Origin of the sequence: Methylobacterium sp. NPDC080182 (assembly GCF_050281105.1) — a bacterium.
Lineage (GTDB): Bacteria > Pseudomonadota > Alphaproteobacteria > Rhizobiales > Beijerinckiaceae > Methylobacterium.
Map to the genome: position 1 here is coordinate 181,255 of NZ_JBNNWO010000007.1, position 13,831 is coordinate 195,085.

Annotated in this window: 11 protein-coding genes; 5 read left to right on the forward strand and 6 right to left on the reverse strand. The window is 71.9% G+C overall.

Features of this window, described 5'->3' with window-relative positions:
* The first annotated feature begins 69 nt into the window (after window positions 1-69).
* The 5 genes from ACQKQD_RS14455 (at window position 70) to ACQKQD_RS14475 (ending at window position 7,895) form a co-directional block, all read left to right on the forward strand.
* The gene (locus ACQKQD_RS14455) at window positions 70-888 is read left to right on the forward strand and encodes a hypothetical protein (protein ID WP_056526184.1); all 819 of its coding nucleotides are present in this window, start codon (window positions 70-72) and stop codon (window positions 886-888) included.
* Window positions 889-1,324: 436 nt separating this feature from the next.
* Complete coding sequence (gene acnA / locus ACQKQD_RS14460) at window positions 1,325-4,024, forward strand: aconitate hydratase AcnA (RefSeq protein ID WP_100251431.1); 2,700 nt, start codon at window positions 1,325-1,327, stop codon at window positions 4,022-4,024.
* A 311-nt stretch (window positions 4,025-4,335) separates the two neighbouring features.
* Window positions 4,336-5,022 carry a metal ABC transporter permease gene (locus ACQKQD_RS14465; RefSeq protein WP_331298666.1) on the forward strand — a complete coding sequence of 229 codons (687 nt, stop codon included), beginning with the start codon at window positions 4,336-4,338 and terminating at the stop codon, window positions 5,020-5,022.
* Window positions 5,023-5,239: 217 nt separating this feature from the next.
* On the forward strand, window positions 5,240-6,901 hold the full coding sequence (locus ACQKQD_RS14470) for an OFA family MFS transporter (protein ID WP_427508684.1): 1,662 nt from the start codon (window positions 5,240-5,242) through the stop codon (window positions 6,899-6,901).
* A gap of 76 nt (window positions 6,902-6,977) precedes the next feature.
* Window positions 6,978-7,895, forward strand: coding sequence for a LysR family transcriptional regulator (locus ACQKQD_RS14475; protein ID WP_020092569.1), 918 nt, complete (start codon window positions 6,978-6,980; stop codon window positions 7,893-7,895).
* Between the two features lie 390 nt (window positions 7,896-8,285).
* Here ACQKQD_RS14475 and rpmG read toward each other — a convergent pair whose 3' ends face one another.
* From rpmG to ACQKQD_RS14505, 6 genes are all read right to left on the reverse strand, one after another.
* Entirely contained in the window at window positions 8,286-8,453 is a 168-nt protein-coding gene (gene rpmG, locus ACQKQD_RS14480) for a 50S ribosomal protein L33 (RefSeq protein WP_020092568.1), read from the reverse strand.
* 106 nt (window positions 8,454-8,559) lie between these two features.
* Complete coding sequence (locus tag ACQKQD_RS14485; RefSeq protein WP_427508685.1) at window positions 8,560-9,744, reverse strand: MFS transporter; 1,185 nt, start codon at window positions 9,742-9,744, stop codon at window positions 8,560-8,562.
* Window positions 9,741-10,484, reverse strand: a complete 744-nt coding sequence (locus tag ACQKQD_RS14490; protein ID WP_427508686.1) for an NUDIX hydrolase — start codon at window positions 10,482-10,484, stop codon at window positions 9,741-9,743. Before ACQKQD_RS14490 ends, ACQKQD_RS14485 begins: the two co-directional genes overlap by 4 nt.
* A complete protein-coding gene (locus ACQKQD_RS14495) occupies window positions 10,441-10,905 on the reverse strand; it encodes a DUF983 domain-containing protein (RefSeq protein WP_042674345.1) in 465 nt (154 codons plus the stop codon). Before ACQKQD_RS14495 ends, ACQKQD_RS14490 begins: the two co-directional genes overlap by 44 nt.
* A gap of 23 nt (window positions 10,906-10,928) precedes the next feature.
* Complete coding sequence (rnr, locus tag ACQKQD_RS14500; RefSeq protein WP_427508687.1) at window positions 10,929-13,250, reverse strand: ribonuclease R; 2,322 nt, start codon at window positions 13,248-13,250, stop codon at window positions 10,929-10,931.
* 137 nt (window positions 13,251-13,387) lie between these two features.
* Window positions 13,388-13,726 (reverse strand): hypothetical protein, encoded by a 339-nt coding sequence (locus ACQKQD_RS14505; protein WP_331298662.1) that lies wholly within the window; start codon window positions 13,724-13,726, stop codon window positions 13,388-13,390.
* Window positions 13,727-13,831: the final 105 nt, after the last annotated feature.

The window sequence follows — 13,831 nt, forward strand, 5'->3', positions numbered from 1 at the left end:
CACCGGCCGGCCGGGAGCGTGAAGCGCGTGCCATCGCGTCCGGTCCCGATGCCGGCGGAGCGCACCATGATGACGGCCCTGTTCCGGGTCACCCGATCCCAGGCACGCCCCGGACGCCGCGCCGCCCTCGCGGCCGCCGTCGTCGCGCTGGGCCTGGCCGGCTGCAACACCCGCTCGCCCGAGACGACCGGGTCGATCGGCCCCCTCGGCGGGCCGTCCGCGGCCGCCGCGGCGCCCTCGCGGCAGGACATCGACCGGCTGGCCGAGCGCTACAACGCCGACCCCGCCGACGGGCGCACGGCGATGGCCTACGCCCGCGCCCTGCGGGCCACCGACCAGATCGGCCAGGCCTCGGCGGTGCTGCAGCAGGCCGCGCTGCGCAACCCGCGCGACCAGGCCCTGCTCGGTGCCTACGGAAAGTCGCTGGTCGAGGCGGGCCGCTTCCGCGAGGCGATCGACGTGCTCTCCAACGCGCACACGCCCGCCAATCCCGACTGGCGCATCCTGTCGGCACAGGGCTCGGCCTCCGCCCAGCTCGGCGAGCAGGCCCGCGCCCAGGGCTTCTACGAGGCCGCCCTCAAGATCCGCCCGAACGAGCCCTCGCTCCTGTCCAATCTCGGCCTGTCCTACGCGCTGTCGCGCAACCTCGATCAGGCCGAGCAGACCCTGCGCCTCGCTGCCGACCAGCCCGGCGCCGACGCGCGGGTGCGCGCCAACCTCGCCATGGTGCTCGGCCTCAAGGGCCGCTTCGCCGATGCCGAGGCCGTCCTGCGCCGCGACATGAGCGCCGAGGAGGCGGCCACGAACGTCGCGTCCCTGCGCAGGCTCGCGGCCCAGCCGAATCGGTCGAAGGCCCTGTCCGTCGCGGGCGTGCCCGGGCAAGGGTAGGGCGCCCGCGCCACGCGACTCCCGCCCTTCTGCGGGCTCGCGGACGTACGCAGCAGCACCGGCAACACCCGTGCGGCTCTCCGCTCCCGCTCGGGAGAGGGGCCCTGTCGCGCTCGGCCGCCACCGTCGATGCCCGCTGGAGATGCGCGAGTCGCCCAGGCCTCCGCGGCGCGCGCCCAGTCGCCGCCACGGTCCCCGACAGGAAAACGCACCTGTCATGACGACCCGGTAGCGGCCAGATTCGAAAAGTTCTATATCCCTCCGCGGCTGCGCCGCGCGGCATCACGGGCGTCCAAATCGCCCCCGCGCATCGTCCTGCCCGGGCACTCCCGGGGCGGCGCGCGCCCGTCGGGCGCTACACAGGCCGAACACGGATCTCGTAGCGCAGGTCTTGCCTGCGCGTGTTCGACAACCCGCAGCGAGGATAGAACCAGCCGTGCCCTCACTCGACAGCTTCAAGGCCCGCCAGACGCTCGAAGCCGGCGGCAAGACCTACACCTACTATTCCATTCCCGCGGCCGAGAAGAACGGCCTCGCCTCGGCGGCCGCGCTGCCCTTCTCCATGAAGGTGATCCTGGAGAACCTGCTCCGCTACGAGGACGACCGCTCGGTCAAGAAGGCCGACATCGAGGCCGCCGTCGCCTGGCTCGACCAGAAGGGCAAGGCCGAGGTCGAGATCGCGTTCCGCCCCTCCCGCGTGCTGATGCAGGACTTCACCGGCGTCCCGGCGGTGGTCGACCTCGCGGCCATGCGCGACGCCATGGTGGCGCTCGGCGGCGACCCGCAGAAGATCAACCCGCTGGTGCCGGTGGACCTCGTCATCGACCACTCGGTGATCGTCGACGAGTTCGGCACCCCGAAGGCGCTGGCCGACAACGTTGCCCTCGAATACGAGCGTAACGGCGAGCGCTACACCTTCCTGAAGTGGGGCCAGTCCGCCTTCGACAACTTCTCGGTGGTCCCCCCGGGCACCGGCATCTGCCACCAGGTGAACCTGGAATACCTTGCCCAGACCGTCTGGACGAAGTCGGAGAACGGCGCCGACGTCGCCTATCCCGACTCGCTCGTCGGCACCGATTCGCACACCACCATGGTCAACGGCATGGCGGTGCTGGGCTGGGGCGTCGGCGGCATCGAGGCCGAGGCGGCCATGCTCGGCCAGCCGCTCTCGATGCTGATCCCCGAGGTCGTGGGCTTCAAGCTGTCGGGCAAGCTGCCCGAGGGCACCACCGCCACCGACCTCGTGCTCACCGTCACCCAGATGCTGCGCAAGAAGGGCGTGGTCGGCAAATTCGTGGAGTTCTACGGCCCCGGCCTCGACGACATGGCTGTCGCCGACCGGGCCACGATCTCCAACATGGCCCCCGAGTACGGCGCGACCTGCGGCTTCTTCCCGGTCGACCAGAAGACCATCGACTTCCTGAAGGTCACCGGCCGCTCCGACGACCGGATCGCCCTGGTCGAGGCCTACGCCAAGGCGCAGGGCATGTGGCGCGACGCCCAGACCCCCGACCCGGTCTTCACCGACACGCTGCAGCTCGACATGGGCGAGGTCCGGCCCTCGCTCGCCGGCCCGAAGCGCCCGCAGGACCGCGTGCTGCTCGACGGCGCCAAGCCCGGCTTCGCCGCCTCGATGGAGACCGAGTTCAAGAAGGCCGCCGACCTCGCGCGCCGCTACCCGGTCGAGGGCACCAACTTCGACATCGGGCACGGTGACGTAGTGATCGCCGCGATCACGAGCTGCACCAACACGTCGAACCCCTCGGTGATGATCGGCGCGGGCCTGCTCGCCCGCAACGCCGTCGCCAAGGGCCTGCGCTCCAAGCCGTGGGTGAAGACCTCGCTCGCGCCCGGCTCGCAGGTGGTCGGCGAGTACCTGGAGAAGTCCGGCCTGCAGGAGCCGCTCGATGCGCTCGGCTTCAACCTCGTGGGCTTCGGCTGCACGACCTGCATCGGCAATTCCGGCCCGCTGCCGGAGGCGATCTCGAAGGCGATCAACGACAACGACGTCGTCGCCGCGGCGGTGCTCTCGGGCAACCGCAACTTCGAGGGCCGCGTGAACCCCGACGTGCGGGCGAACTACCTCGCCTCGCCGCCGCTCGTGGTGGCCTACGCGCTGGCCGGCTCGCTGCAGATCGACATCACCACGGAGCCGCTGGGCCAGGGCTCGGACGGCAAGCCCGTCTACCTCAAGGACATCTGGCCGTCCTCGGCCGAGGTGCAGCAGTTCATCGAGGAGAACATCACCTCCGCGCTGTTCAAGTCCCGCTACGCGGACGTGTTCGGCGGCGACCAGAACTGGAAGGACGTCGAGGTCACCGAGGCCGAGACCTTCGCTTGGAACCCAGGCTCCACCTACGTGCAGAACCCGCCCTACTTCGTCGGCATGGAGAAGACCCCCAAGCCCGTCGAGGACATCGAGGGTGCGCGCATCCTCGGCCTGTTCCTCGACTCGATCACCACCGACCACATCTCGCCGGCGGGCAACATCCGCGCGGCCTCGCCGGCCGGCGAGTACCTGCAGTCGCACCAGGTGCGCGTGCAGGACTTCAACCAGTACGGCACGCGGCGCGGCAACCACGAGGTGATGATGCGGGGCACCTTCGCCAATATCCGCATCAAGAACCAGATGGTGAAGGACGCCTCCGGCGGCGTGGTCGAGGGCGGGTGGACGCACTTCCAGCCGTCCGGCGAGAAGATGTTCATCTACGATGCGGCGATGAAGTACGCCGAACAGGGCACGCCGCTCGTGATCTTCGCCGGCAAGGAGTACGGCACCGGCTCGTCGCGCGACTGGGCCGCGAAGGGCACGAAGCTGCTCGGCGTCCGCGCCGTGGTGGCTGAGAGCTTCGAGCGCATCCACCGCTCGAACCTCGTCGGGATGGGCGTGGTGCCGCTGGTCTTCCAGGGCGACACGAGCTGGCAGTCGCTGGGCCTGAAGGGTGACGAGACCGTCACCATCAAGGGCCTCGCCGGCGAGCTGAAGCCCCGCCAGACGCTCACCGCGGAGATCAAGTCCGCCGACGGCTCGGTGAAGCAGGTCCCGCTGACCTGCCGCATCGATACGCTCGACGAGCTCGAGTACTTCCGCAACGGCGGCATCCTGCCCTACGTGCTGCGCACGCTCGCGGCGTGAGCCTCCGGAGGGCAGCGTCCCCGCTGCCCGCGCGGTAATCAGGCGGCGCCCACCGAGTGCCGCCTGACTCGTTTTCGGTCGGTGCCGTCGTCCGACGCGCCACCCCGTCATCGCGAGCGCAGCGAAGTGATCCAGGGCAGCGCGACGGAGGAAGTCCTTGCGCCGGCTGGATTGCTTCGCTCCGCTCGCAAAGACGGTGGTGACTGACAACCTCGCTTCTGTCGCCGAGCAGGTCGTTTCGCTTGCGCGCAACCTTGTTTCGCGCACGGGCCGCCCCATAACCCGGCTCCTGAAACCAGGATGGGACCCCGATGAAGCACCTCAGTAAGACACTCGTCGCCGCCGGCCTGACGGCCCTGCTGTCGAGTGCGGCCTTCGCCGCGCAGGTCGAGCGCGTCCGCGGGACCGTCGACAAGGCCGACGGCGGCACGGTCACGATCAAGACCGACGACGGCAAGACCGAGACCGTCGACGTGAGCGGCGCCAAGTTCGCCTGGGTTGTCCCGTCGAGCCTCGACGCGATCAAGGACGGCGTCTTCATCGGCACCGCCACCAAGGGCGAGAACCCGATGACCGCCCTCGAGGTCGTGCTCTTCCCCGAGTCGATGCGCGGCACGGGCGAGGGCCATTACGGCTGGGATTCGATCACCGACCACACCGCGGGCGCCGGCGCCAAGGTGAAGAGCGCGATGACCAACGGCACGGTGAAGGCCGAGTCGTCGAACGCCCCGAAGGTGAAGAGCGCGATGACGAACGGCACCGTGAAGGCCGACAAGGCGGCCTCGGGCGGCGAGCGCACGCTGACGGTGAGCTACGGCAAGGACGGCTCCAAGGAGATCGTGGTGCCGGCCTCGGCGCCGATCGTGGCCTTCGAGCCCGCCGACAAGGCGATCCTGACCCCCGGGTCGAAGGTGTTCGCCGTGGTCGCCAAGGACGGCAGCAAGGCCGAGGGCAAGCTCGTGGCGGTCGGCAAGGACGGCCTGACCCCGCCCATGTGAGGGCGGCAGCCGCTGCGGGCGCCGGACAGACCGGCGCCCGCAGCGGCGGTCTGTCCGGCCTCCGGACGGCGCGTTGACGAGGAATCCGCATACAGTCGGCGCCGGACTGGATTAAAATCGACGTCTCAGCGTGTCGCGCGCTGGCACCCTGCACACAAATCGCGCATCGTCCGCCGCCGCGAGGCCCGCCAACGAGGCCGCGGCGGAGGAGTCCATCATGGGTGCTGGAGTGGCAGGCGCGATCGCGCCTGAGGGAACGCCGAGTCTGTTGTCGCGCGAGCGCATCGTCGCCAAGCCGGGCTTCAACCGGTGGCTGGTGCCGCCGGCGGCGCTGGCGATCCATCTCTGCATCGGGATGGCCTACGGCCTGTCGGTGTTCTGGCTGCCGCTGACCCGGGCGCTCTCCGTGGGCAAGCCGGCGCCCGCCGCCTGCCCCGACATGGGCGTGATGACGGCCCTGTTCACCACCACCTGCGACTGGCGGGTCAGCGACCTCGTCACGGTCTTCTCCATCGGCATCGTCGTGCTCGGTCTCTCGGCTGCCCTGTTCGGCGGCTGGCTGGAGCGGGCCGGACCGCGCAAGGCCGGCATCGCGGCGTCCCTCTGCTGGGGCGGCGGCTTCCTGATCGGCGCCTTCGGCGTCTACATCCACCAGCTCTGGCTGGTCTGGCTCGGCATGGGCCTGATCGGCGGCATCGGCCTCGGGCTCGGCTACATCTCGCCGGTCTCGACCCTGATCAAGTGGTTCCCGGACCGGCGCGGCATGGCGACCGGCATGGCGATCATGGGCTTCGGCGGCGGCGCGATGATCGGCTCGCCCCTGGCCGACAGCCTGATCAAGAGCTTCCGGACCGCCGATTCGGCCGGCGTCTGGCAGACCCTCGCGGTGATGGGCGTGGGGTACATCCTGTTCATGCTGGGCGGCGCGTTCGGCTACCGGGTGCCCCCGGCCGGCTGGCGCCCGGACGGCTGGACCAGCCCGGCCGCCAAGAACGCCATGATCGCCTCGGGGCACGTCCACCTGCGCGACGCCCACAAGACCGTCCAGTTCTGGATGATCTGGCTCGTCCTGTTCCTCAACGTGTCGGCCGGCATCGGCGTGCTCGCGCTGGCCTCGCCGATGCTCCAGGAGATCTTCGGCGGCGAGCTGATCGGCCTGCCCGGCACCGGCTTCTCGGCCCTCGACGCCGGCCAGAAGGCGCAGGTCGCGGCCATCGCGGCCGGCTTCGTCGGCCTGCTCTCGCTGTTCAACATCCTGGGCCGGTTCTTCTGGGCCTCGATGTCGGACCGCATCGGGCGGAAGGTCACCTACGCGATCTTCTTCGCCCTGGGCGGCCTCCTGTACGCGGCCGCGCCCTGGGCCGCCGGCATCGGCTCGCAGGCGCTGTTCGTCGCGATCTTCTGCGTGATCCTGTCCATGTACGGCGGCGGCTTCGCGACCGTGCCGGCCTATCTCGCCGACGTGTTCGGCACGCAGTTCGTGGGCGCCATCCACGGGCGCCTGCTCACCGCCTGGTCGATGGCCGGCATCGTCGGGCCCTTCGTCATCACCAAGATCCGCGAGGCGCAGGTCGCCGCGGGCGTGCAGGGGGCCGATCTCTACGGCCGGACCATGTACGTGCTGGCGAGCTTCCTGGCGGTCGGCTTCCTCTGCAACCTGCTCGTCCGGCCCCTGGCGCAACGCTGGTTCATGTCCGATTCCGAGCGGGCCTCCCTGGACGTCCGCGCCGGCGCCACGGCCTCGGGGCCGTCCGGCTCCTTCGGGATCGGCCGCGGCGGCTTCAGCGCGGGCGCCGCGCTGGCCTGGGCGGTGGTCGGCATCCCGATCGTCTGGGGCATCGGCATCACCCTGTCGAAGGCGTTCATCCTGTTCCGCTGAGCGGGCACGCTCGGTTGTGGCGGGCCCGGCGGGCCGCTAGGTTTCCGGCGCCTCGCCGTGCCGGGATGCCTTCGTCGTGATCGACAAGCTGGACTTCCTGCTCGCGCTCGCCCGCGAGCAGCATTTCGGGCACGCCGCCGAAGCCTGCGGCGTGACCCAGCAGACCCTCTCGGCCGGCGTGAAGCAGCTGGAGAACCGGTTCGGCGTGCAGCTCGTGCTGCGCGGCTCCCGCTTCCAGGGCTTCACGCCCGAGGGCGAGCGGGTCCTCGAATGGGCGCGGCGCATCGTGGCCGACGCGCGGGCCATGCACGAGGAGGTCACCGGTCTGCGCCGGGGCCTGACCGGCCATCTCCGCATCGCCGCGATCCCCACGGCGCTGCCGATGATCGTGAACCTCACGACGCCCTACCGCGAGCGGCACCCGGACGTGCGGCTGACGGTCGAATCGGCCACCTCCGCCGACATCTTCTCGCTGATCGAGAACCTGGAGGCGGATGCGGGCCTGACCTACCTCGACAACGAGCCCCTCGGGCGGGTGATCTCCGTCCCGCTCTACCGGGAGCGCTACCGCCTCGTGACGGCGATCGGCGGGCCCTTCGAGGGTCGCACCAGCGTCACCTGGGCCGAGACCAGCCGCCTGCCCCTCTGCCTGCTCACGCCGAACATGCAGAACCGGCGGATCATCGACCAGCAGATCCGCGAGGCGGGTGCGGATCCCGCCGCGACCCTCGAGTCGAACTCGATGATCGTGCTGCTGACCCACGTGCGCACCCTGCGCTGGGCCTCGATCATGCCGGAGATCCTGGTCGACGCCCTGGGCCCCATGGAGGGCGTGCGCACGATCCCGATCACCGCACCCGACCTGGAGCACACGATCGGCCTCGTCGCCCCGCGGCGCGAGCCGTCCACGCCGATGGTGACGGCGCTCGTGGCTATCGCGCGGTCCCTGGCACGGACGCTCGATCCTGATCTGGCCGCGCCGGGCCCTTCCTGAGCGGTCGGCTCCGGGCGCGGGCCGGAACGCGGCGTTCCGCGAGCAAGCCGCGGGTCGCCCGGAGCGCGTACACCGGCAGCGTCAGGACGCGCCAGAGCGCGAGGATCGCCGCGGTGATGAGAATCGCCAGCAGGATCCGCTGCATCGAACCCGCCCTCCAACCGCCGAGCTGGCCGAGAACGCGGGCCGGTGATCGGCCGGCGGGTCGGGCAGCGTCCGGGACGAGCGACGGTTAACGAGTCGTGCTGGCGCCGGGCTGTCGGCCGGCCAGGTCGCGGTTCGGGAGATCCCGGCGACGCCGTGCGCGGGAACGCGCCGGGCAAGGAAAAAGCCGCCCCGTCTCCGGAGCGGCTTCCCGTGGGCGGTCAGGCCGCGAAGCGGCCCGCGGCCTTACTTGATCTTGGTTTCCTTGAAGTCGACGTGCTTGCGCGCGACCGGGTCGTACTTGCGCATCGTCAGCTTCTCGGTCTGCGTGCGGGAGTTCTTCTTGGTGACGTAGAAATAGCCCGTGTCGGCGGTGGAGACGAGCTTGATCTTGACGGTGACGGCCTTGGCCATGGCGCGGCGCTCCTGCAGGGTGCGGCATTCCGCGTGAGCGAAACGCAAATGGCCGGGAGGGCCCGGCCGAATACGGGCGGGTGAATGCCCGATCGGGCCCGGCAGGTCAAGAGCGGACGCGCCGGCGCTCCGTCGCGGCGAGCCAGCCGGCGAAGGCCAGGAACAGGGCGAGCAGCGCCAGCGCGAACCCGTTCGGCGGCACGAGGTCGAGCCCGCCGCCGATCACCGGCGGCCCCAGCATCAGCCCGACATTGTAGAGCACCACGAAGGCCGCGTTGGCGCCCGCGAGATCGTTCGGCGGCGTGCGGTCGCCCAGCATCGCGAGGCCGACCGTGTAGAGGGTCCCGGCGATGCCGCCCCAGACGAGGAGCAGCGCGCCGAACGCCGCCGGATGGCCGGCCGCGAGGGGGATCAGGGCCGAGCCCGCCGCCCCCGCGAGGCCCGCGCCGAGGAGCACCGCGCCCCGGTCGAGGCGGTCGGCGAGCCAGCCGAACGGGATCTGGAACAGCACGTTGCCCAGCGCGATCAGGCTGACGAGGCCGGCCGCCCCTTGCGCGTCGTAGCCGAGGCGCAGGCCGTAGAGCGGCAGGATGGCGAAGATGCCGGTCTCCACCGCCCCGTAGGCCAGGGCCGCCGCCAGGGCGCCGGGGGCGAGCCGGACGTAGCCGAGGATGCCGCGGCCGGAGCCCGTCTCGATCGTCGGCGACAGGCCGCGGGCCAGGGCGATGGGCAGGCCGCCGGCCAGCATGAGGGCGGCCCCCGTCGCGTAGGGCGCCAGCCCCTCGGTCCCGACCAGGGCCAGCAGCAGCGGACCGACCGCGAAACCCGCCGCCAGCACGGTGGCGTAGATGCCCATCACCAGGCCGCGCCGCTCCGGCGGGGCGGCGGCGTTGATCCAGTATTCGGAGAGGACGAACAGCGCCCCGAGCGTCGCCGAGAACACGAAGCGCAGGGGGAACCACAGGGCGATGCCCGGCAGCAGCGGGAACAGCGCGAGGCTGATCGCCCCGACGAGGAGCGCCAGGCCGAGCAGCGGGGCGACGCCGACCCGCGCGGCGAGGCGCGGCACGAACGGCACCGTGCAGATGCTGGCGATGCCCGCCACCGCGGTGTTGAGCCCGATCAGCGTGCTCGACGCGCCGCGCCGCTCCATCTCGATCGAGAGGAGCGGGATCGACAGGCTGAGCCCGATGCCGACGACGGTGACGCAGGTCACGGCCGCCGAGATCGCCGCCACGTCCTCCGAACTGATCCCCCGCCGCCCGTCCTGCAATCCGTCCGGACCGCTCACAAGGCCACCCGCTCGCGCCGCCCGTAGCGCTCGTAATGGAAGGGGATCATCCGGTAGGGCGCGAAATCGGCGGCGATCTGCGCCTCCAGCTCGTCGAGGATCGCGCGGGTGATGTAGGGCAGGTCGAGCTTGCGGGCGGCGTCGAGCCGGACCCAGGCGAGTTCGGTGAACTCGGCGTCGGCCTCGACCCGCCCCGGCTCCTCGGCCGCCACCATCCGGCGGTCGACGGTGAAGAAGCGCGTGTCGAAGCGGCGCACGCGCTTCGGCGGGGTGATCGCGCGGGCGACGAGGTGCAGCGCCTCGAGGTCGGGCAGGACGCCGTGCCGGGCGAAGCCCTCCCAGCCCGCCGGGACGTCCTCGGGCGCGCCGTGCTCGGTCGTGCCGAGGAGCAGACCGGTCTCCTCGTAGGTCTCGCGGATCGCGGCGAGCGCCAGCGCCCGGCCGAGATGGTGCGGGGGCCGGGACACCTGCCGGGTCAGCGCCGCCTCGGCGTAGTCCGGGAGCGCCCCGGCCACCGGCATGTGGCGGTCGCCGAGTTCGATCCGGCCGCCCGGGAAGACGAACTTGCCCGGCATGAAGGCGAGGTTCGGGTTGCGCCGGCCCATCAGGACCTTCGGGCCGCCCCGTCCGCGCCGGTCGATCACGATCATGGTCGCGGCGTCGCGCGGCCGCAGGCGCGCCGCGGCGGGCTTCCGCTCAGGAGCTGTGACGATCGGGGGCTCCCGCTGCGGCTCCGGCAAGGCGCGTCTCCTCAAGCCCCGCTGCGGGGCGGCTCCGCGGTAGCGTGGCGAAGCCGTGCATGCCAAGGGCGTATTGCAGCCCGACGACGGCGCCCTTCACGGGCTGGAGCAGGGCCAGCGCGAAGACGAGGGTGAAGACCGGCCACACGCCCATCTCGACCCAGAGCGGCACGTCGTAGGCGCTCTCGGTCTCCAGGATGAGGTAGCCGACGATGTGGGCGACGATGAAGATCACCACGTAGGGCGGCAGGTCGTCGGCCCGGTGGTGGTGCAGCTCCAGGCCGCACACGTCGCATTCCGGCCGCACCTTGAGGAAGCGGCCGAAGATCCGGCCCTGGCCGCAATGCGGGCAGCGGCCGACGAAGCCGCGGGCCATCGCGGGGATCAGGCGGGTGCGCTCGGGAATCGCGTCGGCGGCCATGCCCTGGCTCTACACCGCCCGGGTCAGCGGCGCGAGCCGCGGTGGCGCGACCCGGTGTTGCGGATGCCGGCGGGGCGGCCGGGCGGCGCGGCCTTGAAGGGCCGCCCGCCGGACTTCTTCCCCGGCCCGGCGGACCGGGCGCCGGAGCGGGTCCGGCCCTCGCTGAGCAGCTCGAAGCGCAGCGCCCCGGCCACCGGCGCGGCCTCCACGAGCCGCACCTCGACCCGGTCCCCGAGGCGGAACGTCTCGCCGGTGCGCTCGCCGACCAGGGCGTGGCGGCCCTCCTCGTGGCGGAAATAGTCCGCGCCGAGCTGCGAGACCGGCACGAAGCCGTCCGCGCCGGTCTCGTCGAGCTTGATGAACAGGCCGGCCCGGGTGACGCCGGCGATCTGGCCCGCGAAGGTCGCGCCGACCTGGTCGGCGAGGTGGTGGGCGATGAGCCGGTCGATCGTCTCGCGCTCCGCCGCCATGGCGCGGCGCTCGGCCGCCGAGATCTGCTCGCCGATCTGCGCCAGCTCGCCGAGGGAGATTTCGCTCGCGAGCCCGTCCGAGCCGAGCCGGCAGGCGGCGATCAGCGCGCGGTGCACGATCAGGTCGGCGTAGCGCCGGATCGGCGAGGTGAAGTGGGCGTAGCGGCGCAGGTTCAGGCCGAAATGCCCGAGATTCTCGGGCGCGTAGACCGCCTGGGCCTGGCTGCGCAGGATCACCTCGTTGAGGAAGACCCCGTGCTCGGTCTCGGCCGCGGTGGCGAGGATCCGGTTGAACAGGGCGGGGCGCAGCGCCCCCTCCTTGGGCAGCTTGATGCCGACCGAGGCCAGGACCTCGCCGAGCGCCCGCATCTTCTCCAGGGCGGGCTCGTCGTGGACGCGGTAGATCAGGGGCTGGCGCGCCTGCTCCAGCGTCTCCGCGGCGGCGACGTTCGCCTGGATCATGAACTCCTCGATCAGCCGGTGGGCGTCGAGGCGCTCCGGCACGATCACCCGGTCGACCGCGCCCTCGGGGCTCAGGACGACCTTGCGCTCGGGCAGGTCGAGGGCCAGGGGCCCGCGGCGGTCGCGGGCCGCGCGCAGGGCCGCGTAGGCCGCCCAGAGGGGGCGGAGCGCCGTCTCCAGCAGCGGCCCGGTCGCGTCGTCCGGCTGCCCGTCGATGGCGGCCTGCGCCTGCGCGTAGGCGAGCTTGGCGCGGGAGCGCATCATCACCCGGTGGAAGGCGTGGCGGCGCTTCTCGCCGTCGGCGGCGATGACCATGCGCACCGCCAGCGCCGGCCGGTCCTCCCCCTCGCGGAGCGAGCAGAGGTCGTTCGAGATCCGCTCGGGCAGCATCGGCACGACCCGGTCGGGGAAGTAGACCGAGTTGCCCCGCTCCAGCGCCTCCCGGTCGAGGCTGGAGCCCGGCCGGACATAGGCGGCCACGTCCGCGATGGCGACGGTGAGGATGAAGCCGCCGGGGTTGGCCGGGTCGGGATCGGCCTCGGCCATGACGGCGTCGTCGTGGTCCTTGGCGTCCGGCGGGTCGATGGTCACGAGCGGCCGGTCGCGCCAGTCCTCGCGGCCCTTCAGGGTGGCGGGCTCGGCGGAATCGGCCTCCGCCAGGGTCGCGTCGGCGAAGACGTGCGGGATGTTGTGGAGGTGCAGGGCGATCAGGCTCACCGCCTTCTCGGAACCGAGCGAGCCGAGCCGCTCCCGCACACGCCCCTTCGGCAGGCCGAACCGGGTCTCGCGCTCCAGCGAGACGCTGACGAGGTCGCCGTCGCGGGCCTGCCCCTCCTCGCCGGGTGGGATCAGGATCTCGCGGCCCTGCGCGCGCTTCTCGACGGGCACGATCCGGCCGCCCTGCGCGCCGGCCCGGTAGACACCGATGATCTCGGCCTTGTTCTTCCCGATGACCTTGACGACCCGGCCGGTGTAGCCGCCCTCCGCGTCGCGCTCGACCCGGATCAGGGCGCGGTCGCCGATGCCCGGGGCCGGGCGGTTGCCCTTCCGGGGGCCGCGGGGCTGCGTCAGCACGATGGCGGGCGGCTTGCCGGTGCCGGTCCACTCCACCGGGACCGCCAGGAAATCGCCGTGGCGGTCGCGGGAGCGGATGTCGGCCAGCACGACCGGCGGCAGGTGACCCGCCGGGGCGAGGCCGCCGCGGCCGCGGTCGAGGGCGCCGTCCTCCTCGATCTCCTTGAGGACGCGCTTCAGGTCGATCTTGGCGGCCCCCTTGATGCCGAAGGCCTTAGCGATCTCCCGCTTGCCGACGCGCTCCTTCGACTCGGCCACGAAGGCGAGGATCTGCTCACGGGTGGGGAAGGGCTGCGGAGCGGCGGGCTCGGCCGCCGGGGCGGTGGTGCGTCGTGCCAAAAGGGGGGTGCCGAAGAGTTCTGCGATAGACGGGACCCGCGTGCGGGCGCGGGACCGAGGCGTCGGTCCTGTGAGGCTAACATGGGTGTCCGGCCCGCGCGCGGCAACGCCGTGCCGGCACTCCTCAACAGGCGTGATCAGCCGGTCGAGGCACTCTTGCGGATGCGCGCCACGGCCTGATCCACGTCGAGGCCGGGTGCGAGGAGCTCGTCCAGGGTGAAGGGGCAGGCGCGCGGCAGGGTCAGGTTCACCCGTCCCTCTAGCGGCGCGAGTTCCGGGCTCTCCGCCGCCTGAACGGCGAGCGTCCAGGCGCCGTCCATCCGCAGGCTCTCGGGCTCGGGCGGATCGCCCGCGAGGGCGGCGAGCCTGGCGCGGCCGGCCGCGCGGCAGGCGTCGCTCAGGCCGTCGTCCGAGAGGAGGGCGGCCTTGATCAGCTCGGCCAGGGCATCCCTGACCCGTTCGAGGCTCGCGTTCATGGGCATCCGTTCCGGAGATTGCGGGAGGTCGCAGGAGGTCGCGGGTGCGTGGCAAGCCGGATGCCAGCGCGCCCCGTCCCGTCGCCGATGGTCTCCCGCGATCCG